The 20,817-nt window shown below is 70.3% G+C and carries 22 protein-coding genes; 8 read left to right on the forward strand and 14 right to left on the reverse strand.

From position 1 onward, the window contains the following. The 3 genes from ODJ79_RS20750 to ODJ79_RS20760 all read right to left on the reverse strand — a co-directional run. A partial coding sequence (locus ODJ79_RS20750; RefSeq protein WP_263025169.1) for a hypothetical protein occupies nt 1–1,142 on the reverse strand: 1,142 nt, incomplete at its 3' end. Nucleotides 1,143–1,268: 126 nt separating this feature from the next. After that, nucleotides 1,269–1,556: a hypothetical protein gene (locus ODJ79_RS20755; RefSeq protein WP_263025170.1), complete on the reverse strand. Its 288-nt coding sequence runs from the start codon at nt 1,554–1,556 to the stop codon at nt 1,269–1,271. Between the two features lie 266 nt (nt 1,557–1,822). Then, the gene (locus tag ODJ79_RS20760; RefSeq protein WP_263025171.1) at nt 1,823–2,728 is read right to left on the reverse strand and encodes an RNA polymerase subunit sigma-70; all 906 of its coding nucleotides are present in this window, start codon (nt 2,726–2,728) and stop codon (nt 1,823–1,825) included. 98 nt (nt 2,729–2,826) lie between these two features. On the opposite strand from ODJ79_RS20760, the gene ODJ79_RS20765 reads away from it, so the two are divergent. Continuing rightward, entirely contained in the window at nt 2,827–3,594 is a 768-nt protein-coding gene (locus ODJ79_RS20765) for a hypothetical protein (protein ID WP_263025172.1), read from the forward strand. 47 nt (nt 3,595–3,641) lie between these two features. Then, nucleotides 3,642–4,145: a GNAT family N-acetyltransferase gene (locus tag ODJ79_RS20770; protein WP_263025173.1), complete on the forward strand. Its 504-nt coding sequence runs from the start codon at nt 3,642–3,644 to the stop codon at nt 4,143–4,145. A gap of 20 nt (nt 4,146–4,165) precedes the next feature. Here the strand turns inward: ODJ79_RS20770 and ODJ79_RS20775 are convergent, their stop codons facing one another. The 4 genes from ODJ79_RS20775 to ODJ79_RS20790 form a co-directional block, all read right to left on the reverse strand. After that, complete coding sequence (locus ODJ79_RS20775) at nt 4,166–4,414, reverse strand: beta-lactamase family protein (RefSeq protein WP_263025174.1); 249 nt, start codon at nt 4,412–4,414, stop codon at nt 4,166–4,168. 398 nt (nt 4,415–4,812) lie between these two features. Beyond that, on the reverse strand, nt 4,813–6,360 hold the full coding sequence (locus ODJ79_RS20780; RefSeq protein WP_263025175.1) for an RNA polymerase sigma factor: 1,548 nt from the start codon (nt 6,358–6,360) through the stop codon (nt 4,813–4,815). A gap of 17 nt (nt 6,361–6,377) precedes the next feature. Further along, a complete protein-coding gene (locus ODJ79_RS20785) occupies nt 6,378–6,737 on the reverse strand; it encodes a YciI family protein (protein ID WP_317620682.1) in 360 nt (119 codons plus the stop codon). 34 nt (nt 6,738–6,771) lie between these two features. Then, entirely contained in the window at nt 6,772–7,143 is a 372-nt protein-coding gene (locus tag ODJ79_RS20790) for a nuclear transport factor 2 family protein (RefSeq protein WP_263025176.1), read from the reverse strand. Between the two features lie 83 nt (nt 7,144–7,226). On the opposite strand from ODJ79_RS20790, the gene ODJ79_RS20795 reads away from it, so the two are divergent. Both ODJ79_RS20795 and ODJ79_RS20800 read left to right on the forward strand, forming a co-directional pair. Continuing rightward, nucleotides 7,227–7,940, forward strand: coding sequence for a TetR/AcrR family transcriptional regulator (locus tag ODJ79_RS20795; RefSeq protein ID WP_263025177.1), 714 nt, complete (start codon nt 7,227–7,229; stop codon nt 7,938–7,940). Further along, nucleotides 7,937–8,257, forward strand: a complete 321-nt coding sequence (locus tag ODJ79_RS20800) for a hypothetical protein (protein ID WP_263025178.1) — start codon at nt 7,937–7,939, stop codon at nt 8,255–8,257. The genes ODJ79_RS20795 and ODJ79_RS20800 overlap by 4 nt, the downstream gene beginning before the upstream one ends. Before the next feature lie 77 nt (nt 8,258–8,334). Here the strand turns inward: ODJ79_RS20800 and ODJ79_RS20805 are convergent, their stop codons facing one another. The 6 genes from ODJ79_RS20805 to ODJ79_RS20830 form a co-directional block, all read right to left on the reverse strand. Next, complete coding sequence (locus ODJ79_RS20805; RefSeq protein ID WP_263025179.1) at nt 8,335–9,285, reverse strand: discoidin domain-containing protein; 951 nt, start codon at nt 9,283–9,285, stop codon at nt 8,335–8,337. 147 nt (nt 9,286–9,432) lie between these two features. Then, nucleotides 9,433–10,620, reverse strand: a complete 1,188-nt coding sequence (locus ODJ79_RS20810; protein ID WP_263025180.1) for a hypothetical protein — start codon at nt 10,618–10,620, stop codon at nt 9,433–9,435. Next, nucleotides 10,617–10,982 (reverse strand): hypothetical protein, encoded by a 366-nt coding sequence (locus tag ODJ79_RS20815; protein ID WP_263025181.1) that lies wholly within the window; start codon nt 10,980–10,982, stop codon nt 10,617–10,619. The genes ODJ79_RS20810 and ODJ79_RS20815 overlap by 4 nt, the downstream gene beginning before the upstream one ends. Further along, on the reverse strand, nt 10,979–11,998 hold the full coding sequence (locus tag ODJ79_RS20820) for a hypothetical protein (RefSeq protein ID WP_263025182.1): 1,020 nt from the start codon (nt 11,996–11,998) through the stop codon (nt 10,979–10,981). Before ODJ79_RS20820 ends, ODJ79_RS20815 begins: the two co-directional genes overlap by 4 nt. Continuing rightward, complete coding sequence (locus tag ODJ79_RS20825; protein WP_263025183.1) at nt 11,995–13,041, reverse strand: hypothetical protein; 1,047 nt, start codon at nt 13,039–13,041, stop codon at nt 11,995–11,997. Before ODJ79_RS20825 ends, ODJ79_RS20820 begins: the two co-directional genes overlap by 4 nt. 149 nt (nt 13,042–13,190) lie before the next feature. Further along, nucleotides 13,191–14,207 (reverse strand): LacI family DNA-binding transcriptional regulator, encoded by a 1,017-nt coding sequence (locus ODJ79_RS20830; RefSeq protein ID WP_263025184.1) that lies wholly within the window; start codon nt 14,205–14,207, stop codon nt 13,191–13,193. 294 nt (nt 14,208–14,501) lie between these two features. On the opposite strand from ODJ79_RS20830, the gene ODJ79_RS20835 reads away from it, so the two are divergent. From ODJ79_RS20835 to ODJ79_RS20850, 4 genes are read left to right on the forward strand one after another with little or no spacing between them, the layout of a single operon-like run. Then, nucleotides 14,502–15,839, forward strand: a complete 1,338-nt coding sequence (locus ODJ79_RS20835; protein WP_263025185.1) for an extracellular solute-binding protein — start codon at nt 14,502–14,504, stop codon at nt 15,837–15,839. Between the two features lie 52 nt (nt 15,840–15,891). After that, nucleotides 15,892–16,833 (forward strand): carbohydrate ABC transporter permease, encoded by a 942-nt coding sequence (locus ODJ79_RS20840; RefSeq protein ID WP_263025186.1) that lies wholly within the window; start codon nt 15,892–15,894, stop codon nt 16,831–16,833. Beyond that, nucleotides 16,830–17,678, forward strand: a complete 849-nt coding sequence (locus ODJ79_RS20845) for a carbohydrate ABC transporter permease (RefSeq protein ID WP_263025187.1) — start codon at nt 16,830–16,832, stop codon at nt 17,676–17,678. Before ODJ79_RS20840 ends, ODJ79_RS20845 begins: the two co-directional genes overlap by 4 nt. Nucleotides 17,679–17,690: 12 nt before the next feature. Then, a complete protein-coding gene (locus ODJ79_RS20850; protein WP_263025188.1) occupies nt 17,691–19,202 on the forward strand; it encodes an alpha-N-arabinofuranosidase in 1,512 nt (503 codons plus the stop codon). A 92-nt stretch (nt 19,203–19,294) separates the two neighbouring features. Here ODJ79_RS20850 and ODJ79_RS20855 read toward each other — a convergent pair whose 3' ends face one another. Beyond that, on the reverse strand, nt 19,295–20,314 hold the full coding sequence (locus ODJ79_RS20855; protein WP_263025189.1) for a DUF2278 family protein: 1,020 nt from the start codon (nt 20,312–20,314) through the stop codon (nt 19,295–19,297). Nucleotides 20,315–20,817 lie beyond the last annotated feature (503 nt).

Consider the following 20,817-nt stretch of genomic DNA (forward strand, 5'->3'; position numbering starts at 1 on the left):
GGGGTTACGTTGTCCATCGGCCAAGTCACGCCGCGATCGTTCCTCGAAGTCAAGGAGCCCGCCTCAGCCACCCCCGCACTCCCGGCCTCCGCCACCGCTGCACTCCCGGCCTCCGCCGACGCGGCGGTGCGGGCGCCGACCCGGCGGGCCTCGGCGACCACCAGCAGCACCGCGGCCAGGGCGAACACCGCGTGGCTGACCAAGACCAGCGCGGGCGGCGAGGCGATGACCGGTTGCATCAGGAAGCCGTGCCAGGCGTAGGTGAGCAACGCGCCCGCCGCCGTGGCCAGGCGGTGCCGCCCGTCCCAGCCGGGCCGGCGAGACCACCGCAGAATCAGCACGGCAGCACCGGCCAGGGCGACCGTCAGCAAGACCACACCCACGCCGGCAGGCAGCGCGTCACCAGCAAAGAGGACGAACCCGCCCACCAAGATGGCGACCAGCACGACCCACGGCCGAGGCGCCACCGGGGCGGGCGCCGCGGACGCGGGCGCGGCAGACGCGGGCGCGGCAGACGCGGGCGCGGCAGACGCGGGCGCGGCAGACGCGGGCGCGGTCGTGCGCGGCAGACGGAACGCGGTCACGATCAGGGCCGCGGCCACGACACTCGTGATGGTCAGTTGGGTGGGGCTGGCCATGAAGTGACCGTCCGCGTAGGAGATGGCGAAGGTGAAGACGGCGCCCGCCACGGCCATCCCCGAGAAGAAGACCAGGCCGGGCAGCCGCAGCCATGGCGTGACGCGCCGGGTGGTCCACTCCTCGACCAGGGCGATCGGCGTGCTCACGCTCCACACGGTGTGCAGGGAGAGCACGAACAGCGTCCACGGAATCGCGATCCCGAGGGCCGGCACGAACCCGTGGTCGAGCAGGTGCGCATGCAGATAGTTCGGGTTGAACAGCGACTGGGTCTCCAGCCCCTCCTCGATCACCCCGTAGGCGAGGGCCAGCAGGATGATCGTGGGCCACCCCCGTCCGGCCCGCCGAGTCAGCTCACGTATGACGACCGCCGCGCCACCGTAGGCGGGCGCCAGCGCAAGCACGAACGTGAGCTGAGCCAACGTGAAGTCACCCAGCAGAAACTCGGCCACCAGCGGCGACAGAAAGAACAGGGCGATCGCGGGAGCCACCCGGCGCATGGACATATCCCGATGGTCATGCCGGTCCCCGCCGTTCACCCGGGCCGGATGTCATGCCTGCCCGATGACATCCGGACGCCCCACCGTCCGCGCCCACCTCCCGGCTCACCCCGGACGGCCCGCGCCCACCGCTCACCCCGGACGGCCGCGCCCACCGCCCAGCCAACCCCGAGGGCCGCCTCGCGTCGCCGCCGCGCCCACCGCCCGGCCGCCCCCGAGGGCCGCCACCCGCGTCACCACCGCGCCCACCGCCCGGCCGCCCCCGAGGGCCGCCACCCGCGTCACCACCGCGCCCACCGCCCGGCCGCCCCCGAGGGCCGCCACCCGCGTCACCGCCGCGCCCACCGCCCAGCTGCCCCCGAGGGCCGCCACCCGCGTCACCACCGCGCCCACCGCCCAGCTGCCCCCGAGGGCCGCCACCCGCACCCCACCGCCCAGCCGCCGCCATGCCCGCCCCCGGACGGCCGCCCACGCTCACCGCCCGGCCGACCCCCGACAGCCGCCGCCGGCCGCCACCACCAGGCCCGCCGCCAGCCGCACGCCGGGCGGCCGCGCCCACCGCCGTGTCCGCGACGAACTGCTACCTGGCGGCATTGCCCGTGATCGCCGGCGGTGGGGACGCGCCGTGCCCCGACCCGGTGGTGCTCACCGGCCCTGGTGGCCGCGGCGCTGCCGGACGGTGCTGGTCAGGCCGGGGCTCGGTAGCCCAGGAACGTCGTCACGCTGCTGATCAGCTCCTCTCCGAAGTCGAAGACCAGGAGGGCGAACGGCTCGAACTCCCCGTTTGGGCCCGTCGGGCGCTCCTGCCACAGGGCCAGGTCGCCGTTGGCCGTTTCGGGGACCAGCCGGGCCGAGTGGCAGGAGCCGTCGGAGGCGGCCATGACCGCGGCGACCGACTCGCGGCCGCGGATCCACCAGGTGAACGGGGGCATGGAGTTGACCACGTCCTCCTGCAGGAGGGCGACCAGGGCGGCCACGTCGTCGCGGTGGAAGGCGTCGGCATACCGCTCGACCAGGGATCGCTTGGCCGCGTCGCCGAGAGGGCTGGGCGGCGACAGGTCGGTTTTGCGCAGCGACGTGCGGGCGCGCTGCAGGGCGCTGGTCACCGACCCGACGCTCGTCTCCAGGAGGGTGGCCACCTCGTCGGCCGGCCAGCACAGCACGTCGCGCAGGATCAGGACGGCGCGCTGGCGGGGCGGCAGGTGCTGCAGGGCCGCGACGAAGGCCAGCCGGATGGTCTCGCGGCGGACCGCCACGTCGGCCGGGTCGGCCAGCGAGCGGTCGAGGATCGGCAGCACCCACGTCGACTCCGGGAGCGGCACGCCGAGGTCGCCACCGGGGCTCGCGGTGGAGGCGAAGTCGACGGCGCGGGCGCGGCGCCGCGCGCTGCGAAGCATGTCGAGGCAGACGTTCGTGGCGATGCGGTAGACCCACGTGCGGACGGTGGCGCGGGCCGGGTCGTAGTCGCCGGCGTGCTTCCACGCCCGCAACAACGTCTCCTGCGCGGCGTCCTCCGCTTCAGATGGTGAGCCGAGCATCCGATATGCGAAGCCCACCAACTCTCCGCGCATCGCCGTGAGCTGTGCTTCCATGCCCGGCAAAGCTACTCGTCCGCTAACCCAAATACATCAGACCGGGGTACGACATACAAGACTTGATCTTGTCAATCCGGGCAGGGACCGTTGATGCCATGCAATGGACCCAGGACGGCACGATTCGGAACGCGCTGTGGATCGGCGGCGGCCAGTGGGCCGGCAAGACCACGGTCGCCGGTCTCCTCACCGACCGGCATCATTTGGTCCACTATCACTACGACTACCACGACGCCCGCGGCCACGAGGACCGCCGAGTCGCCGCTCGCGTCCGTCGCGCGCGGGCTGCCGAAGAGGCGGCGACGTCAGGCACAGCGCGTGCCACCGAGAGCGCGACGACCACGACCGAACGCCCGGCGCAGGACGGCCCGAAGTGGCGCGACGTGCTCGAGACCGACTGGGAAGCGGCCTGGATCGGCCCGACGCCCGCCCAGATGGCCGAGAGCGTCCTCGTCGGCTTTCCCGAACGGTTCGGCTGGGTGCTCGACGACCTGCGTGGCATTGTCACCGCGCATCCGGTGCTCGTCGACGGCTGGGGCTTGCGACCCGAACTGGTCGCCGCGATCACCGACCCGGCCCGCATGGTCGTCCTCGCGCCCACCGAGCCGTGGCGCCGGCGCCAGGCCACCGCCCTCCCCCGCGCGCGGCGCATCGGCCACCGGGTCAGCGACCCCGAGCTGGCCGCGCGCAACCGTTTCGAACGCGACCGCCTCATCACCGAGGACGCCGTCCGCGAGGCCCGCCGGCACGGCATCCGCGTGATCGAGGTCGACGGCACCCGCACCGCCGACGCGATCGCCGACGACGTGGCCGACCACTTCCGACCGTTTTTACCCCGACGCACGCAACCCCGGCCGACCGGCTGACGACATGACGGATCACTTCCGACCGAACCTGCCCTAGCGTGAGCAGCATGGACCGGATCGATGTCCGTCAAGCCACCGCGGCCGACCATTCCCGGATCGTCGACCTGCTGAGCCGCTCCTGGGGCAGCACGATCGTGATCGCTCACGGTGTCGTCTACGACGCCGCGACCCTGCCGGCGATCCTGGCCGAGCGGCGGGGACGGTTGGCCGGGCTTCTCACGTACGCAATCGGAAGTGACGCTTTTGAAGTAGTTTCGATCGATGCGGTGGTGAAGGGCGCCGGAGTGGGCACGGTCCTGCTGAACGCCGCCGCCGACCATGCCGAGCGGGCCGGGCTGCGGCGCCTCTGGCTGATCACCACGAACGACAACCTGGACGCGCTCCGGTTCTATCAGCGACGCGGCATGCGACTGGTGGGGGTGACCCCGGGCGGGGTGGACGGGTCGCGGCGGATCAAGCCGGGCATTCCGCTGGTCGGTGACTTCGGCATCGAGATCCACGACGAGCTCACGCTGGAGATGCGCCTTCCACGACCGCACCCGCATCATTGAAAATCGCGTCGCTGATCGGCTCACGTCGCGGCAGCGTCCGCCGCGGCGAGGATCGCGTCGCTGATCGCGCACTGGTGCGGCGATCGCGCCGGACCGCCGCCGAGCCGATTCGTCAGGTAGGCGACCACGAGCCGGCGTCCCGGATCGGCCCACCCCATGCACGCGTTGGATCCGTTGTGTCCGAACGCGAGCGGATCGGATCGCGCCCCGATGTACCGCTCGCCGCTCAACCCGCCGAGTTGAAAGCCTTCCGACCATCTGATCGGCATCCGCGAGACCCGATCGGACTCGCCCTCACTGGTCGGCGTCGTGGCGAGGCGCCAGCACGCACAGCTGCGCGGCCGCTCCCCGCTCAGCAACGATCCGGCTCACCACGTCGAGGTCCACAATCGAAAGTTTGCCCGAACTGGCGGCGAGCGACGTCTATGAGACAGAACTGTTGCGCATACGGTTCTTTCGGGGTGGGATACCTTCCGTGCCTTCGGACACGAGGGCGCGACGACCGGCGTGGTCGTGGGCCGGTGACCGCCATCGCCCGCCCACGGCCGCGTCGCCTTTCGCACCGGCGGCGCCCGACGGCCCGGTCGCCTTTCCATCGGCCGCACCGCACCGGCATTGGGCATGCGACGGCCCGCCGACGGACCGCGAACGTCCCGCTGGTCGACTGCTACCTGCCTCGGAGAGCTGTCGCGCGGGCGCGCAGGAAGCGCCGTTCCGGCTCGTTCCCGGCCTGGTCGGCGGCGCGGTCGTAGGCATCGGCGGCCTCGGCGAGCCGGCCCAGGCGCCGCAGCAGGTCGGCTCGCACCACGTGCCGCACATGGTGCTGGTCGAGATCGGGGAGAGCGTCGACCACCTCGAGGGCGGGCGCCGGGCCGTGCACCTCGGCGAGCGCCACCGCGCGGTGCAGGGCGACGATCGGGGTCGGGGTGAGCGCGGCCAAGTGGTCGTACAGGAGCAGGATCTGCCGCCAATCGGTCGCGTCCGCTCGGGAAGCGTCGGCGTGCACCGCGTTGATCGCGGCCTGGATCTGGTACGGCCCGGGCTGGTTGCGCCGCAGACAGGCGCGCAGCAGCGACTTCCCCTCCTCGATCTTCGAGCGGTCCCACAGCGATCGGTTCTGGTCGGAAAGCAGCACCGGGTCGCCCGCCGGGGTGATCCGCGCCGGTCGGCGCGCCTCGATCAGCAGCATCAGCGCGAGCAGGCCGCGGGCCTCCGGCTCGTCCGGCATCAACCGTACGAGGGTGCGGGTCAGCCGGATCGCCTCGGACGTGAGATCGGGCCGCGTGAGGTTGCCGCCGGCGCTGGCGGCGTACCCCTCATTGAAGATCAGGTAGAGGACGGCCAGCACCCCGCCGAGGCGGACCGGCAACTCCGCGTCCCGCGGCACCCGGTACGGGATGCCGGCGTCGCGAATCTTGCCCTTGGCGCGGGAGATTCGCTGCGCCATGGTGGACTCGGTGGTGAGGAACGCTCGCGCGATCTCGGCGGTGGACAGGCCGCCGAGCAGGCGCAGGGTGAGCGCGACGCGGGCGGCGGGCGCGAGCGCCGGGTGGCAGCAGGTGAAGATCAACCGGAGCATGTCGTCGCCCCATTCGGTCGCATCCGATACATCCGACCCCACGTCCGGCACATCCGATCCGGAAGCGCCACCCGTGTTCACAGCCGCGCGGAAGCCGGCGGCGTAGCCCGAAGCGGCGGCCTCGACCGCGGGCCGGCCCGACTCGCGCCGTAGCCGATCGATCGCCCGATTCCGCGCCGTCGTGATGATCCAGCCGGCCGGGCTGGGCGGGATGCCCAGCTCCGGCCAGCGCCGGACGGCCGCGACGAACGCCTCCTGCACCGCCTCCTCGGCCACGTCGAGATCGCCGAAGTGGCGCGTCAGGACCGCGACGGCGCGGCCGTACTCGGCGCGGAAGATCCGCTCGATCGCGATCGCGTCGTACCCTCCGGCCGGACCGATCGTTTCCGCCGGAGAGTCGGGGCAGCCCGGCCTATCCGGTTGATCCGGCATATCCGCCTGATCCGGCATATTCGGTTGATCCGGTGTGTCCGGCTCGTCCGGCATGTTCGGGCGAGCTGGCATGTCCGGCTGATCCGGCATGTCCGGACGGGCCGGCATGTTCGGGCGGGCCGGCATGTCCGGGCGGGCCGGCATGTCCGGGCGGGCCGGCATGTCCGGGCGGGCCGGCCGGTGCGGCTTGGTGTGATCCGGCACCGGCCGGCTCCCCTCGTTCACACCGCGGGCCGAACCTCGATCGCGAGCGGCGGCCGCAGGATCGCCGACATCCGCCGCCCCCAGGCGAGCGCCGCGTCCAGATCGGGCGCGTTGATCACGGTGAAGCCGCCGAGGTGCTCCTTGCCCTCGGTGAACGGCCCGTCCGTCATCACCTCATCGCGCAGCACCGTCGCGGCGCTCGCCGGGTGCAGCCCGAGCGCGAAGACCCACGCGCCGGCGGCCCGCATCTCGTCGTTGAGCTTCCCCAGCTCGGCCATGATCGGGTCGAGGATCTCCGGCGGCGGCGGGTCGCCGTCGGGCTGGTAGACGCTGAGCAGGTATTGCCTCATCGGTGGCTCCTCTCGAGTGCTGTTCATCGTCTACACGATCGGGCCCGAGCGGTTTCGACAGTCAGCCCATCATTTCCGCCAGCGCCGCGTGGTGGTGATAGTCGCGCGTCTCCACGATCAGGCCGTCCCGCACGCGCAGCACCTGGATGTTCGGCAGCACCCGGCCGCCGACGGCATAGTCGAACTCGGCCACGATCAGTTCCGGATCGGACGTCTCGTAGACCCGGACGTCCCGCGGTTCGAGGGTGATCTGACCATCCAACTGGGCGAAGTGCTGGCGAACCTGCTCGCGACCGTGGATCCGGACCGCGGCCGGCATCATGAACGGGATCGTGACCTCGGCGTTCTCGGCGTACAGAAGATGCAGCTCCGACCAGTCGCCGCTGCCGATCCCGTCGCTGAGCCGCTCGAAAACTTCCCTGGGTGTGCTCATCGCTTCTCCCCTGGTTAAATAGAAGTCTCCACTCCGCTTCCGAATATACGGAGTACTCACTCCGCTTACCAGTCGGGATTCGCATGACCTTGCGCGCCGACGCCCGTCGCAACCGCGCCCGCATCCTCGAAGCCGCCGAGAAGGTGCTGGTCGAGCGCGGTACGACGGTGTCCACCGAGGAGATCGCCCGAGCCGCCGGGGTCGGCGTCGGCACGCTCTTCCGGCACTTCCCGACCAAGGAGGAACTGATCCAAGGCGTCTTCGTGGCCCGCCTCCACCGGCTCGCCGACGACGCTTTCCGGCTCGCGGAAAGTTCCGATCCGGGGAAGGCGCTCACTTCTTTCCTGCGCCAGGCGGTCGCGCAGGGCGAGGTCAAGAACGCGCTCGCGGCGATGCTCACCTCGGCCGGCGTCGACCTGCAGGAGGCCGCCGGTGAGGTGCACCAGGAGGTCAGGCGCGCGCTGGGCACGCTGCTCCGCAGCGCCCAGGAGACCGGCGCCGTGCGCCGGGACCTGGAAGTGTCCGATCTGATCGGTTTGCTGGCGGGCACGTCCAGGGCGATCGAGTACGCGGGATCGGACGTGACCGCACGCGATCGGATCCTCGCCGTGGTCCTCGACGGCCTCCGCCCGCCTTCACCGGCGGGCTGGGCGAGGCGCGACGGGCCGGCGGACGGCACAGCAACCGCGCAGCCCGCGGCGGGCAGGGCGGCCCCCTCGCCCAGCAGCGGTCAGGCCGACCAGACCAGCAACGGTCAGGCCGACCAGACCACCAGCGGTCAGGCCGATCAGAAATGAACCCGCACATCCACGTCGAGCGGAACCTCAACCGGGAGGCGGCCACGCGCCGCATGCTCGCCGACACGTTCGGGCTGGTCGGGGACGCGCCGGTCACCGTCACGACCGGGTGCGGGCTCGAAGTCGCGTACGCGATGACCTCGGCCCGCCCGGAGAAGGTGACCTGTCTCCCCTGCCGGGAACACGCGACGCAGTGGCACCTCGCGGCGGCCGCGGACATGGAGCGGCTCGCACCGGGCGTCGGCTTCACCTCGCGCGATCTGTGGAAGGTCGCCGAGCACCACCGAGAGCAGGCGCGGCTGTTCGGCAGCGGTTAGCCCACCGCCGCACGGAAGGGTGAGCGGCCGCGAACGATCAGCGCACCGCCGCACCGAAGGGTGAGCGGGCCCGATCGTCAGCGGACCTCGAACTCCAGCAGGGAGTAACCGAACTGACTGTTGCGCTCGGTGCCGTACATGCGCACGTACCGGGCCGGCGTCGGGGGAACCGGGATGTCGCGGACGCCCGCGGTGCCCGAGGTGGTGCGGTAGACCGTCGTCCAGTGCTTGGCGTCCAGCGAGACGTCCACGTGGTAGCTCTTCGCGGATGCGTTTTCCCAGTAGAGCTTGATGTCCGTCACCGACCAGACCGCGCCCAGGTCGACCCGGATCCACTGCGGGTCGGAGAAGCCGCTGCTCCATCGGGTGGTGGGGTCGCCGTCGACGGCGGCCGCGGCCGGGTACTGGGGTTGCTCGTCGCTGAGGCTCTTGGCCTTCTTGTGCAGCGCGAGATCGGTCTTGGCCGGATTGGGCCGGCCAACCGGCGAAGGTGGCGGCGAGGCCGAGGCCGACGCACTCGCCGACGGCGCGGATTCGCCCAGTGCCGACGTATCGATCGACGGACCGAACGATGCGGCCGGACCGGTCGCAATGGGTTGGAGAGTGGACTGTGAACCGGCGCTCGGATCGACCGTGGCGACACGATCCTGGGTGCGGAACGGATTCCCGCGCATCGCCACGTAGGCCGCGCCGCCGCCGATCGCGAGGAGCAGGATCACCACCGGGATCAGCCAGAGTCGACGCTTGCGCCGTTTCGGTGTCCGGGTAGCCGCGTCCTGGTGCGACCCCCCGCCCGTGCCCGCCGACGGCCATGGTCCGCCGGGCGCGCCCGCACCCGGTCGGCCCACCCCGGCGAACGGCCGGCTCCCGGTCGTCTCGCCCGGCACGCGTGGCGTATCCGGGCCTTGGCCCGGGCGCGGCGAGGACGCGAACACGGCCCGTAACGAAGCGGCCCGCTCGACGGCGGCCCGCTCGGCGGCCGTGCGCTGGTTGGGTACGTCAGCCGAATCGGTCGGCGCGCCTTCCACCAACATCTCCTCAGCAGCAGCGGTATGGGACGACCGTAGTTTAGCGATCTTTTGCTCATCGATGCGCCTCGCGGAGCCGCCGGGTCAGAAATCGGTCACATTTGAACCCTCAATGACTACTCCAGGTAGTCGTCTCCACAACAGAGGTCAGCGGACGAACAGCAGGAACAGGCCCGTCCAGGTGCAGGCGATCATGAAAAGGACCACCGGGAGCTCGTCGGCCAGCACCGCCAGCGGCGGCCGGCCGGGGCTGTCCGCGAGGGCCAGGTCGTGGGCGGCCAGCACGCCGAGCGCGTGGCCGAGCAGGATCAGCGCCACCTGCAGCACGGAGATCACGTGCGGGTCGGGGAGCACGTTCCACGTCGCGCCCTCGGCCAGTCCCCATTGCTGGACGAGCAGCAACCCGCCGCGTGGCCCCTCGACTAGCAGCAACGTGAGGTAGTGAGCGAGCGTGTAACCGACCGCGATGGGGATCAACGAGTTGGTCACGTCGAGCTTTCCCGGAAGCGTACGGACGGCGACGAACACCACGCCGCAGATCAGCACCAGCCCGAGCGTCGACCAGAGGACCGGCGCGCCCGCCCGCTGCACGAACCCGGCCCAGGCCGGCGACCCGGCGGCACTGTCGAAGATGGTCGATCCCCACCAGATCGCGAGGAACGCGGCTCGCCCCGCCCCGGCCGGATGGTCGGCGGCCAGGCCGGAGAGCGGCGGACGCCACCGCAGCGGGCTCAGGCGCCCGGCGAGATCGGAGTAGACCTCGAAGAGATCGCCGCGGGCGGGCCAGTCCGCGCCGTACCGGAAAATGAGCCCGACCTGCACGACGGCGTATCCCAGGAGGCAGAGTCCGAGCACCAGCGGATCGGCCCGATCGGGTGCGATCAGTTCCAGCCAGGCGAACGCGAGCAGTCCCGCCGCGGCTGCCCACGGCTGACCGCCCGGGGCGGCGCGAACCGGCCGGCGCAGCAGACGAGCAATGGTGCGCAGCGGGTTGACCGCACGCCAGACCGGCCCGAACAGCACGCTCAGCGGAATCAGCCCGACCCAGAGCCAGACGTAAAGGGCGTGCGCCGCCGGGTTCGACTCGTCGCGCGGCCCGAGCAGGGCGTCCGCCGGCAGGTAGACGCACACCGCGAGCACCAGGATCTGCAGCGGGCGACGCCACCATGTCGTACGCGGATGGCGTTCCACCCCACCGGCCAGGCGAGGGCGACGCCACAGCAGGGCCGCCCCCAGGAACGAGATGACCACGGTCGCCGCGCCGGCCTGGAGGACCAGATCCAGCGGCAGCGGCAGATCGGTGGACTGGCCGATCCCGTGCGCGAGCGGGATCACTTGACCTCGAGCTGCAGCAGCAGCGTGTCCGGGTGCGCCTCGACGTCGAAGAGCCCGGCCCGATCGGCCACGAACGACACACATCCGGGTACGCCGGGGGCAGCGTCGTATTCGAGGTCGTACCCGTGGACGTGCACCTCGACGACCTGGTCCGACTCCACCCGCACCTGCACGGTCCCACCCGCCGGCACCGCCACCCGGTGCGGCGCCGGCGTTGCCCGCCCGTTCCGCAGGGCCGAGGTGACCACGACGGTCCCGGGAGCGGTCGATGAGCAGTCGGAGACCCGCGTCGCCGGCGCCTGCCCGCACCCCGCGAGAAGAACAGCGCCGCCGATGAGCCACCACGGACAGCGACGTTTCATGCGGGCTCTCCGGCGCGCGCTTCCTGGGCCGCCAGCCCGCGCAGCACCGCACCACCGGCCACCGCCGTGCCGACGCCGGCGCCGAGCGCCAGCACGACCAGAACACGTTCGATCGCGTCGGGTCCGGCGAACGGCAGCACGGCCCGGTGGAAGGACGTCACGTCGGGCAGGACGGAGACCGCGGTCAGCGCCGCACCGGCGCACACCGCCAGCAGCCCGGCCGGTCTGCCGCGGTACGCCGCCACCGCGCCGCCCAGGATCAGCGGCCAGGCGAGCAGGTTGACGCCGGCCGCGCTGACGAACGTGCCCAGCGCCGGCGCCGAGACCACCTCCATCGTGGAGCCGGTGACGTGCGCGATCGACGCGGCCATGGCGACCAGTCCGGCCCCGGCCAGCACCACTTCCCCGCGGCGGGACCGACCGGAGCCGCCGGAACGGCCGGAACGGCGGCAGACCACCGGAATCGCGACGACCAACGCCAGCGTGGCCCCCCACCAGACGACGAAGGCCGGCGGCGAAGCGCCCTCCAGCACCCCGGTGACCGTCACCGCGGCACCCGCCACCTCCAGCACCAGCGTCCACGGCCGCACGGCACCCGCGCCGATCCTCTTGCCGACCGGAGACGTACGCGAATCGGCCCACATCGCGGTGTGGCCCGCGGCGACCGTCGCCGGGGCGGCCGGCCCGCCGCCGGGCGGGATGGCCACCACGGAGGCCGTGCCGTTGACCAGCCGGAGTTTGGCGCCGTCCTCGATGGTGGCCACCGACATGCCGGGAACCGACGGCGTCACCGACACCACCCGGCTGCGCGCATCGGTGGCGACGAGGCCGCCCGCGTGCGCGGACGCGGGCGACGCCCACCCGGCGAGCACGACCGCCACGAGCCCGACCAGCGAAACCACCCGCCGAACCAGCAAGGACATGGCGAGCCCGACCGGCGAAACCACCCGCCCTACCAGCAGCGACATGGCGAGCACGGCCGGCGAAACCACCCGGCGAAGCGGCAACGACGTCACGAAGCAGCGGTGTCCGAGGCGAGCTCCGGCGAGGGCCCCGCCGCGGCCGGTGCGGGCGGCCGCACGTTGCGGGCGACCAGCACCGTCGCCGCCCCCGTCAACGAGACGTAGGTGAGGATCCCGGCGACGATGTGGATGTTCCACCCCACCCCGATCTCGATGTCCCCCACCAGGAACAGCGTGCCCCACACCACCGGCGGCCCGGCCAGCCCGAGCAGCAGCCAGGCCACCGACGACGAGACCCACAGCAGCGGCCCCACCACCCGGATGACCAGTTCGACACCGGCGGCGGCCGCGGCGACCGTCAGCGACAGCCACCATTTCTCGTCGGAGAGGAACATCAGATGCATGGCCAGCGCGGGCACCGCCACCAGCACCGTGGGCACTCCGATCGGCACCGACCACCGCCGTCCGATCAGGACGATCGGCAGCAGCAGGAGCGCCGTGGTGAACAGATACGCGTGCATCATCTGGGCGTCGCTGGAGTAGATGCGCACCGGGTTGTCGCCGTTGCCGAAGTAGATCCGGCCCAGCACGTTGGCGTGCAGCGAGAAGATGTGCAGCGGCAGCACGGTCAGCAGCGCCGAGACGGTGACCAGCGCAGCGTCGCCGAGGCCCAGCCGCGGCGCCGTCGTCATCAGGGCCGGCCCGACCGCGACCAGCACCATGCCCAGGATGATGAACTGATGGCTCGGGCTCACGAAGATCTCGAGGCCCTTCTCGATGCCGAAGATGTTGTGCCACAACGTGTCGATCGCGCCGCCGACGAGCAGGAACGCCATGCCCAGCATCGGGATCCGCAACGCGTTCGGCAGCGCGAGCACCGATTCGTACGTGGGGATCCGCGGCAGCCGCGAGCGCAGCAGCCAGACCAGGGTCAGTCCGGAGGCGGCGATCCCCGAGTAGAGCACGGCGTGCCACGGCGTCCAGAAGGTCTCCAGCTGGGGCGTGGTCGCGTGGGCGTAGGCGTCCAACTGCAGGCCGGTAACGAGCCAGGCGCTCGCCACCAGCATGATCCAGCGCTCACGGGCGGAAAACGTCACGGTCCGCTCCTTCGGGTGCTCGACGAAGCCGTTTCAACCGGACAACCTACATTCCCCCGGGTAAATGGTCCGTCAACTCCCCAACCGCGGAAGGCGGCCCGCTCGCCGCTCATGAACGCTCCGCCGGGCAGGTGCGCCGGTCAACCGGATCAACGACCGATCGTGCTCTGCCGGGGCACCAAACGGTGCGCCACCTTGAGCTCGACCCCGGGTACCGGCTCTCGGCTGCCGATCCGCAGCACCAGGCGATCGACGGCGAGCTGCGCGATCGCCTTCTTGTCCGGCTGAATGGTGCTGATCGTGGGCTGGCTGTAGCGGCCGTCCTCGATGTCGTCGTAGCCGATGATCGCCACGTCCTCGGGCACCCGCAGACCGCGGTCGAGCAGGGTGTGGATCGCGCCGGAGGCGACCAGGTCGCTGTAGCAGAACACCGCGTCCGGCGGGTCCGCCCGGTCGAGCAGCGCGGCCATCGCGGTGGCGCCGTCGATCCGGTTGAACCGGGGAGTGCCGATGATCAGCGACTCGTCGACCGGCAGGCCGGCCGCCTGGTGCGCGGCCCGGAATCCGCGGGTGCGCAGCTGGGCCGCCTCGCCGGTCGGGTACGGCTGGTCACCGATCGCCGCGATCCGGCGGCGGCCGATGTCGATCAGATGCGACACCGCCTCGGTCGAGGCCGCCAGGTCGTCGATGCCGACGTGGTCGAACGTGCCGTCCGAGCGGCGCTCGCCGAGGACCACGAGGGGCAGGTCGGGATCGCGTACGGAAAGGTCGTCCTGAGCGAGGCCCAGCGGGCTGATGATCATGCCGTCGAAGAGGAAGCGGCGCGAGCCGCGCCCGATGAGCTCGCCCTCGTGCGCGCGATCGCCGTCGGTCTGGTCGATCAGCACGTTGTAGCCGAGCTTGCGGGCGGCCGGGATGATCGCCTGCAGCAGCTCGGCGAAGTACGGCGTGTCCAGGTAGGGCACGACCACCACGATCTGCCCGGAGCGACCGGTCGCGAGGTTGCGGGCGAGCACGTTGGGCCGGTAGCCGAGCTCGGCGATCGCCCGCTCGACCTTGGCCCGCGTGCTGTCGGTGACCTTGGCGTAGCCGTTGACCACGTTGGAGACCGTGCGCGGTGACACGCCGGCCAACTCGGCGACATCACGCAGCGTAGTTTCTCGCAAGGGTGGCCTCCCCTGTTTGTTGTCCGCGGTCACGAAGGTATTTCCGCGACGTTGCCTCTTGCCAGAGCCGAACGGCCGAGGCATAGTCCTTTGCAGCGCTGCAATAGGAATTTACCTCACACATCACCGGCGAGCGGTGAGCTCCCCCTCCCCTCGGCATCCACCCAGATAGCGCGTCGTCCACCCGAGCCGCCAGCACGCTCGGTAATCTTCTGTGCCCTTTTTGCCCGGAAACGACGGCGCGCGGCTGATCACAGGAGGCCAGGAATGCGTTTCCGAACCACTCTTTCCCTCATGGCCCCCGTCGTCCTCGCGCTCGGCCTGGCCGCCTGCGGCGGCGGGGACGACTCGGCCGGCGGCGGGGGCACGGCGGCAAAGGCCACCAACTGCACCAACAAGGTCGTCCACGAGGACGCCAAGAAGGTCCTGGTCTGGGCCTGGTACCCGAACATGGCCAAGGTCGTCGACAACTTCAACAACCAGCACACCGACGTCCAGGTCTGCTGGACCAACGCCGGCCAGGGTCAGCCCGAGTACGCGAAGTTCCAGACCGCGATCTCGGCGAAGAAGGGCGCACCCGACGTCATCATGCTCGAGGCCGACCAGCTCGTCGGCTTCGAGATCCAGGACGCACTGGTCGACCTCGCGCCCTACGGGGCTTCCGGTATCCAGAAGAACTTCAGCGCGGGCGCCTGGAAGGACGTCTCGCAGGGCGACAAGGTCTTCGCCGCGCCGGTCGACGGCGGCCCGATGGCGCTGATCTACCGCGCCGACATCTTCGAGAAGTACGGGATCAAGACCCCGCCGAAGACCTGGGACGAGTACGCCGCGGACGCCAAGAAGGTCAAGGACGCCGGCGGCCCGGTCTTCGGCGACTTCGGCAGCAACGTGCCGGCCGTGACCACCGCGCTGATGATCCAGAAGGGCGCGCAGCCGTTCGTCTACGACCTGTCGAACAAGAAGAACATCACGATCAAGCTGGACGACCAGGCCACCAAGGACGTGCTCGACTACTGGGGCAACCTGTCCAAGCAGGGGCTGGTCGGCAAGGAGGATCAGTTCACCACGGACTACATCGCCGGGATGGTGGGCGGCAAGTACGCCACCTACGTCTCGGCGGCGTGGGCGCCCGGCTACCTGACCGGCGCGGGCGTGGGCAAGGGCGCCGACAAGGGCAAGTTCGCGGTCGCCCCGCTGCCGCAGTGGGACACGAACAACCCGGTCTCGGTCAACTGGGGCGGTTCGGCCTTCGCGGTCACCTCGCAGACCGGGGACAAGGCGGCGGCGGCCAAGGTCGCCCTCGGCCTGTACGCCGATGACGCGTCGTTGAAGGACGGCTGGCAGACCCAGACGATCTTCCCGCTCAACCAGAACGTCCTGAAGTCGGACGAGTTCCTGAACGCGAAAATCGAGTTCTTCAACGGGCAGACCGTGAACAAGGACATCTACGTCCCGGCCGAGAACGCGTACCAGGGCGCGGTCTACAGCCCGTTCACCGTCTACTACTACGCCCAGCTCCAGGCCCAGATCGCGAAGATCAACCAGGGTCAGACGACCGGCTCGCAGGCGGCCACCGACCTGCACAACCAGATCGTCACGTACGCGAAGCAACAGGGCTTCACCGTCCAGTGATCCGCCGGCCGGGCGGCGCGAGCCGCCCGGCTCCACCTGGGGAGCTAGTCCCATGGCAGTCGAGACGCCGGTCAGCGCCGGCAGCTCCGTACCGGCCCTCCCGGTCGCGCGCGGCGGCAAGGTCCGCCGCGGCAACGCGGGCTGGCTGTTCATCCTCCCGTTCCTGCTGGTGTTCGTCGCCTTCCTGGTGGCGCCGCTGGTCTACGCCGGCTACCTGAGCCTGTGGACCAAGGGCCTGGCCACCGGCACCACCTTCGCCGGGATCGACAACTACACCCGGGCGTTCGGCGACCCGTCGTTCCGCAAGGGCCTGTGGTTCGTGCTGAAGTTCAGCGTCGTGGTGATCCCGTTGCAGATCCTCGTGGCCCTGGTCGCGGCGCTGCTGCTCGACGAGATCACCGGCCGGCTGGCCAGGTTATCGCGTTTGGTCATCTTTCTTCCGTACGCGATCCCGGTCGTTCTCGGCGCTCTCATGTGGGGCTTTCTGTACAGCCCGACGTTCGGCCCGATCGAGCAGATCGCCTCGTTCTTCGACTTCCGGGCACCGTTCCTGCTCAGCCAGGGCAACGTGTTCTACGGATTGCTGAACGTCGTCACCTGGCAATGGTCCGGGTACTACATGATCATCATCTACGCGGCGCTCAAGGGCATCGACTCCTCGATCTACGAGGCGGCCCGGATCGACGGCGCCACCGCCCGGCAGATCGCGCTGCGGGTCAAGGTGCCCATGGTCGGCTCGGCGCTCGCGTTGATCCTGGTCTTCTCGCTGATCGGCACGCTCCAGTTCTTCAGCGAGCCGCAAATTCTGCGCCCGATCGCGAACGGCTCGATCACCCCCGACTTCACCCCGAACATCTACGCGTACGAGCTGGCCTTCAACTACGCGCAGTTCAACTACGCGTCGGCCATCTCCTTCGCGCTCGGCTTCGTGGTGTTCGTGGCCGTCGCCATCTTCATGGTCGTCACCCGCAAGCGAGGGAGTCTCTTCACATGACCAGGCCGCGGCACGTCTGGGCAAAACTCCTGCTGCTGGCGCTGTGCTGTTACTTCCTGATCCCGGTGTGGTGGGTCGTGGTGGCCAGCACGAAGAACGCCCGGGGCCTGTTCTCGGGCAGCGGGGCGCTCTGGTTCAACGGCTTCCACCTGTTCGACAACCTGCACGCGCTGTTCACCTTCAACAACGGCGAATACCTTCGCTGGCTCGGAAACTCGGCGCTGTACGCGTTCGCCGGCGGCCTGGGCTGCACGGTCGTCTCGGTGCTGGCCGGCTACGGCTTCGCGAAGTTCACCTTCCGCGGCCGCAACATCGTCTTCGCCCTCGTGCTGGGCTCGGTGATGGTGCCGCTGACCGCGCTGGTCATCCCCACCTTCGTGCTGATGAGCAAGGTCGGCCTGATCGACACGATCTGGGCGGTGATCCTGCCGTCCCTGCTCAGCCCGTTCGCGGTCTACCTGATGCGGGTGTACGCGGGCGCGTCGATCCCCGACGAGCTGCTCGACGCGGCTCGGATCGACGGGGCCGGCGAGCTGCGGACCTTCTGGCGGGTGGCGCTGCCGCTGATGCGGCCCGGCGTGGTCACCGTGGCGCTGCTGTCGATCGTCGCGACCTGGAACAACTTCTTCCTGCCGCTGACCGTACTGTCAAGTTCGAAGCTCTATCCGCTGACCGTCGGCATCGGCCTCTGGGAACAGCTGGCCAGCGCCAACAACGGCGGCGGCCAGTCCCTCTGGAACCTGATCATCATCGGCTCGCTCGTGTCGGTCATCCCGCTGATCATCGCCTTCCTCACCCTGCAGAAGTACTGGCAGGGCGGGTTGTCGGTGGGCAGCCTCAAGTAAACCTGGAGTCCCGTGCTGCACGCCTCGTTCCGCCTCGATCCGACCTTCACCATCGCGCCGGTCTCCCGCCGCACGTTCGGCTCCTTCGTCGAGCACATGGGCCGCTGCGTCTACACCGGCATCTACGAGCCGTCCCACCCGACCGCCGACGAGGACGGCTTCCGGCGGGACGTGCTCGCCCTGACCCGCGAGCTGGGCGTGTCGGTGGTGCGCTACCCCGGCGGCAACTTCGTCTCCGGGTACCGCTGGGAGGACGGCATCGGCCCGGCCGCCGACCGGCCGGTGCGGCGCGAGCTCGCCTGGCACAGCCTGGAGACCAACGAGGTCGGCATCGACGAGTTCATGCGCTGGGCGCAGAAGGCCGGGGTCGAGGTCATGTACGCGGTCAACCTCGGCACCCGGGGCGTGCAGGAGGCCCTCGACGTCCACGAGTACCTGAACCATCCGTCCGGCACCCGGCTCTCCGACCTGCGCCGCACCCACGGCTCCGAGAAACCGTACGGGATTCGGATGTTCTGCCTCGGCAACGAGCTGGACGGGCCGTGGCAACTAGGGCACAAAACCGCCATCGAGTACGGGCGGCTGGCCGCCGAAACCGCACGGGCGCTGCGGGCGGCGGACCCCGATGTCGAACTGGTCGCCTGCGGCAGCTCGGGCTCGTCCATGCCCACCTTCGCCGCCTGGGAGTCGCAGGTCCTCGAGCTCGCGTACGACGAGGTGGACTACATCTCGGCGCACGCGTACTACGAGCCGCTCGACGGGGACCTGGCGAGCTTCCTCGCCTCGGCAGTCGACATGGATCACTTCGTGGAGAGTGTGGTCGCCACCGCGGACAGCGTCGGGGCCCGGCTGAAGAGCAGGAAGAAGCTCACCATCTCCTTCGACGAGTGGAACGTCTGGTATCTGAAGCGCTGGGAGGCCACCCGCAAGACGAGCGAATGGGCGGTAGCGCCCCGGGTGATCGAGGACTGCTACAACGTGGCCGACGCGGTGGTGGTCGGCAACCTGCTGATCTCGCTGCTGCGGCACAGCGACCGGGTCACCGCCGCCTGCCAGGCGCAGCTGGTCAACGTGATCGCGCCGATCCGCTCCGAGCCGGGCGGCCCGGCCTGGCGGCAGACCATCTTCCACCCGTTCGCGCTGACCTCGCGGCTGGCCAAGGGCGACGTGCTGCGGGTCGAACTGCGCGGCCCGTCGTACGAGACGGCCCGGTTCGGCACGGTACCGTCACTGGACGCGGTGGCGACGCACGACCCGGAGTCCGGCGACGTCACGGTCTTCGTGGTCAACCGCAGCCTGTCCGAGCCGGCCGATCTGGCGGTCGGCGTGGCGGCCTTCGGGCGCCGCTTCCGGATCGCCGAGTCGTGGACCCTGGCCGACGACGACCTGACGGCGGCCAACACCGAGGACGACCCAGACCGGGTGACGCCGAAGCCGAACGCGACGGCCTGGGTCGAGGAGGGCGAACTGCACGCCTCGCTCCCACCCGTCTCCTGGACGGCCATCCGGCTCACCCAGGTGTGACGCTCCGGTGTGACGCTCGCAGGGGCGCGTGCCCGCCGGCCGTCAACGACCGGCGGGCACGGCTCTATATGGAGTACGGCTCTATATGGAGTTCAGAACTTGATGGTCCAGCCCTCCCGAGTGGACTGGTCCGAGGTGTACGCAACGCCGTCGACCTTGAGCCCACGCGCGTCGAGCAGCGTGATGGTCCCGCCCCGGTTGCCCAGTTGCACCGGAGGCGCCACCGCAACCCGGGCCGTCTCACCGGCCCCCAGCCGACCGGCGAGCGCAGAGCGGTTACCGGCCCGATCGACGATCTGCCACCCACTCAGGTCGATCTCCCCCGGCGACGTGTTCAGCAGCGTCACGGTCTCGTGCTCGGGCGCCGGGCCGACCGGGTTGACGAGGGCGGCGACCACCCGCACGAGATGGTCCGGCTCGTCCGGACCAGGCGCGGGCGCCGGCCCCGGCGCGGGAATCTCCGGCACCGTATGCCCCGTGACATCGTCGGTGTGAAACGACTGCGACTGGAAGGCAAGGAAGATCGCCACCCAGCTGTCGCTCCCCGGAAAATGCAGCAGCAACGCGCCGTCCTGGAAAACGCCGTCGTCATCGGCGAACCGGCCACTGTTCCCCTGATTCATATGTACGTCGTGCACGCCGTTGCCCGGCAGGAACCCGAACACCTTGTCCTTGGTGGTCGGCTCCGGCCCCCATGCCTGCCCGAACACGTAGGCCCGCGCGTCCGCGTCGCCCAGCGCCTTCTGCACGTAATGGTCGAGGAAGTCCCCGAGGTCGTTCTCCGGCCCCGGCTCGGCCGTAGGCACCGGCCGCATCATCTCCCGCTGAAACAGATTCCCCCGGATGTAGTCCAGCGCCGCCCCCGACCCGTCACTGCTCAGCTCGGTAAACCCGTCGGCCAGCGCAGCAACCCGCTCGAGAATCGGATGCTGAAAGTTGTCCACCGCCAAATACAGCAACTCCGGCGGCCGCTCCTGCGACCGCACATTGACGGCCGCCCGATACTCCACCGCGCCGGCCCGCAATCGAATCTGATAATGAGGCGTATCCGTCGTCTCCACCCGACGATCAACAACCGTCGCACGCAGAACTCCGTACCGCTTGATCGGCATGGCCGGAAGTCAACCATCCCGCCGCCGCCCACTCAGTCAAAAGATCTACATAGGCCGGTACGACCATCCGTCAGTGGCAAAACCTCCGTCCGCATTCGCCCACTTTTTGTCGAGTGGCCTGTCTCAGAAGTACCATTTCGTGGAGCCCGGCACCTTCGAGCACTTGGCCTCGCCGTCCTCCTCCCTCGCGGTCTTGCCGTCGACGCATCCAGCCTTCCTAGGCCCGGCACGACCTCGCGTCGCCTTGTCCGCGCGCCGCCCTCGTCCGCGCGCCGCCCTTGCCCGCGCCGCCCTTGCCCACGCGCCGCCCTTGCCCGCGCGCCGCCTTTGCCCGCGCGCCGCCTTTGCCCGCGCGCCGCCCTTGCCCGCGCGCGGCCTGTCGTTTCGCCCGATCTCCTTGTATTCGACGTCCTCAAATTTCGGCATCGGCTCGTGCCAACCCGGCCCGATAATGCGGACCGACTCGCTGAACCGCTGCGAACGAGGTTGCCAGAGGCAGCCGC

The sequence above is a fragment of the Actinoplanes sp. KI2 genome, assembly GCF_025630775.1.
GTDB lineage: Bacteria > Actinomycetota > Actinomycetes > Mycobacteriales > Micromonosporaceae > Actinoplanes.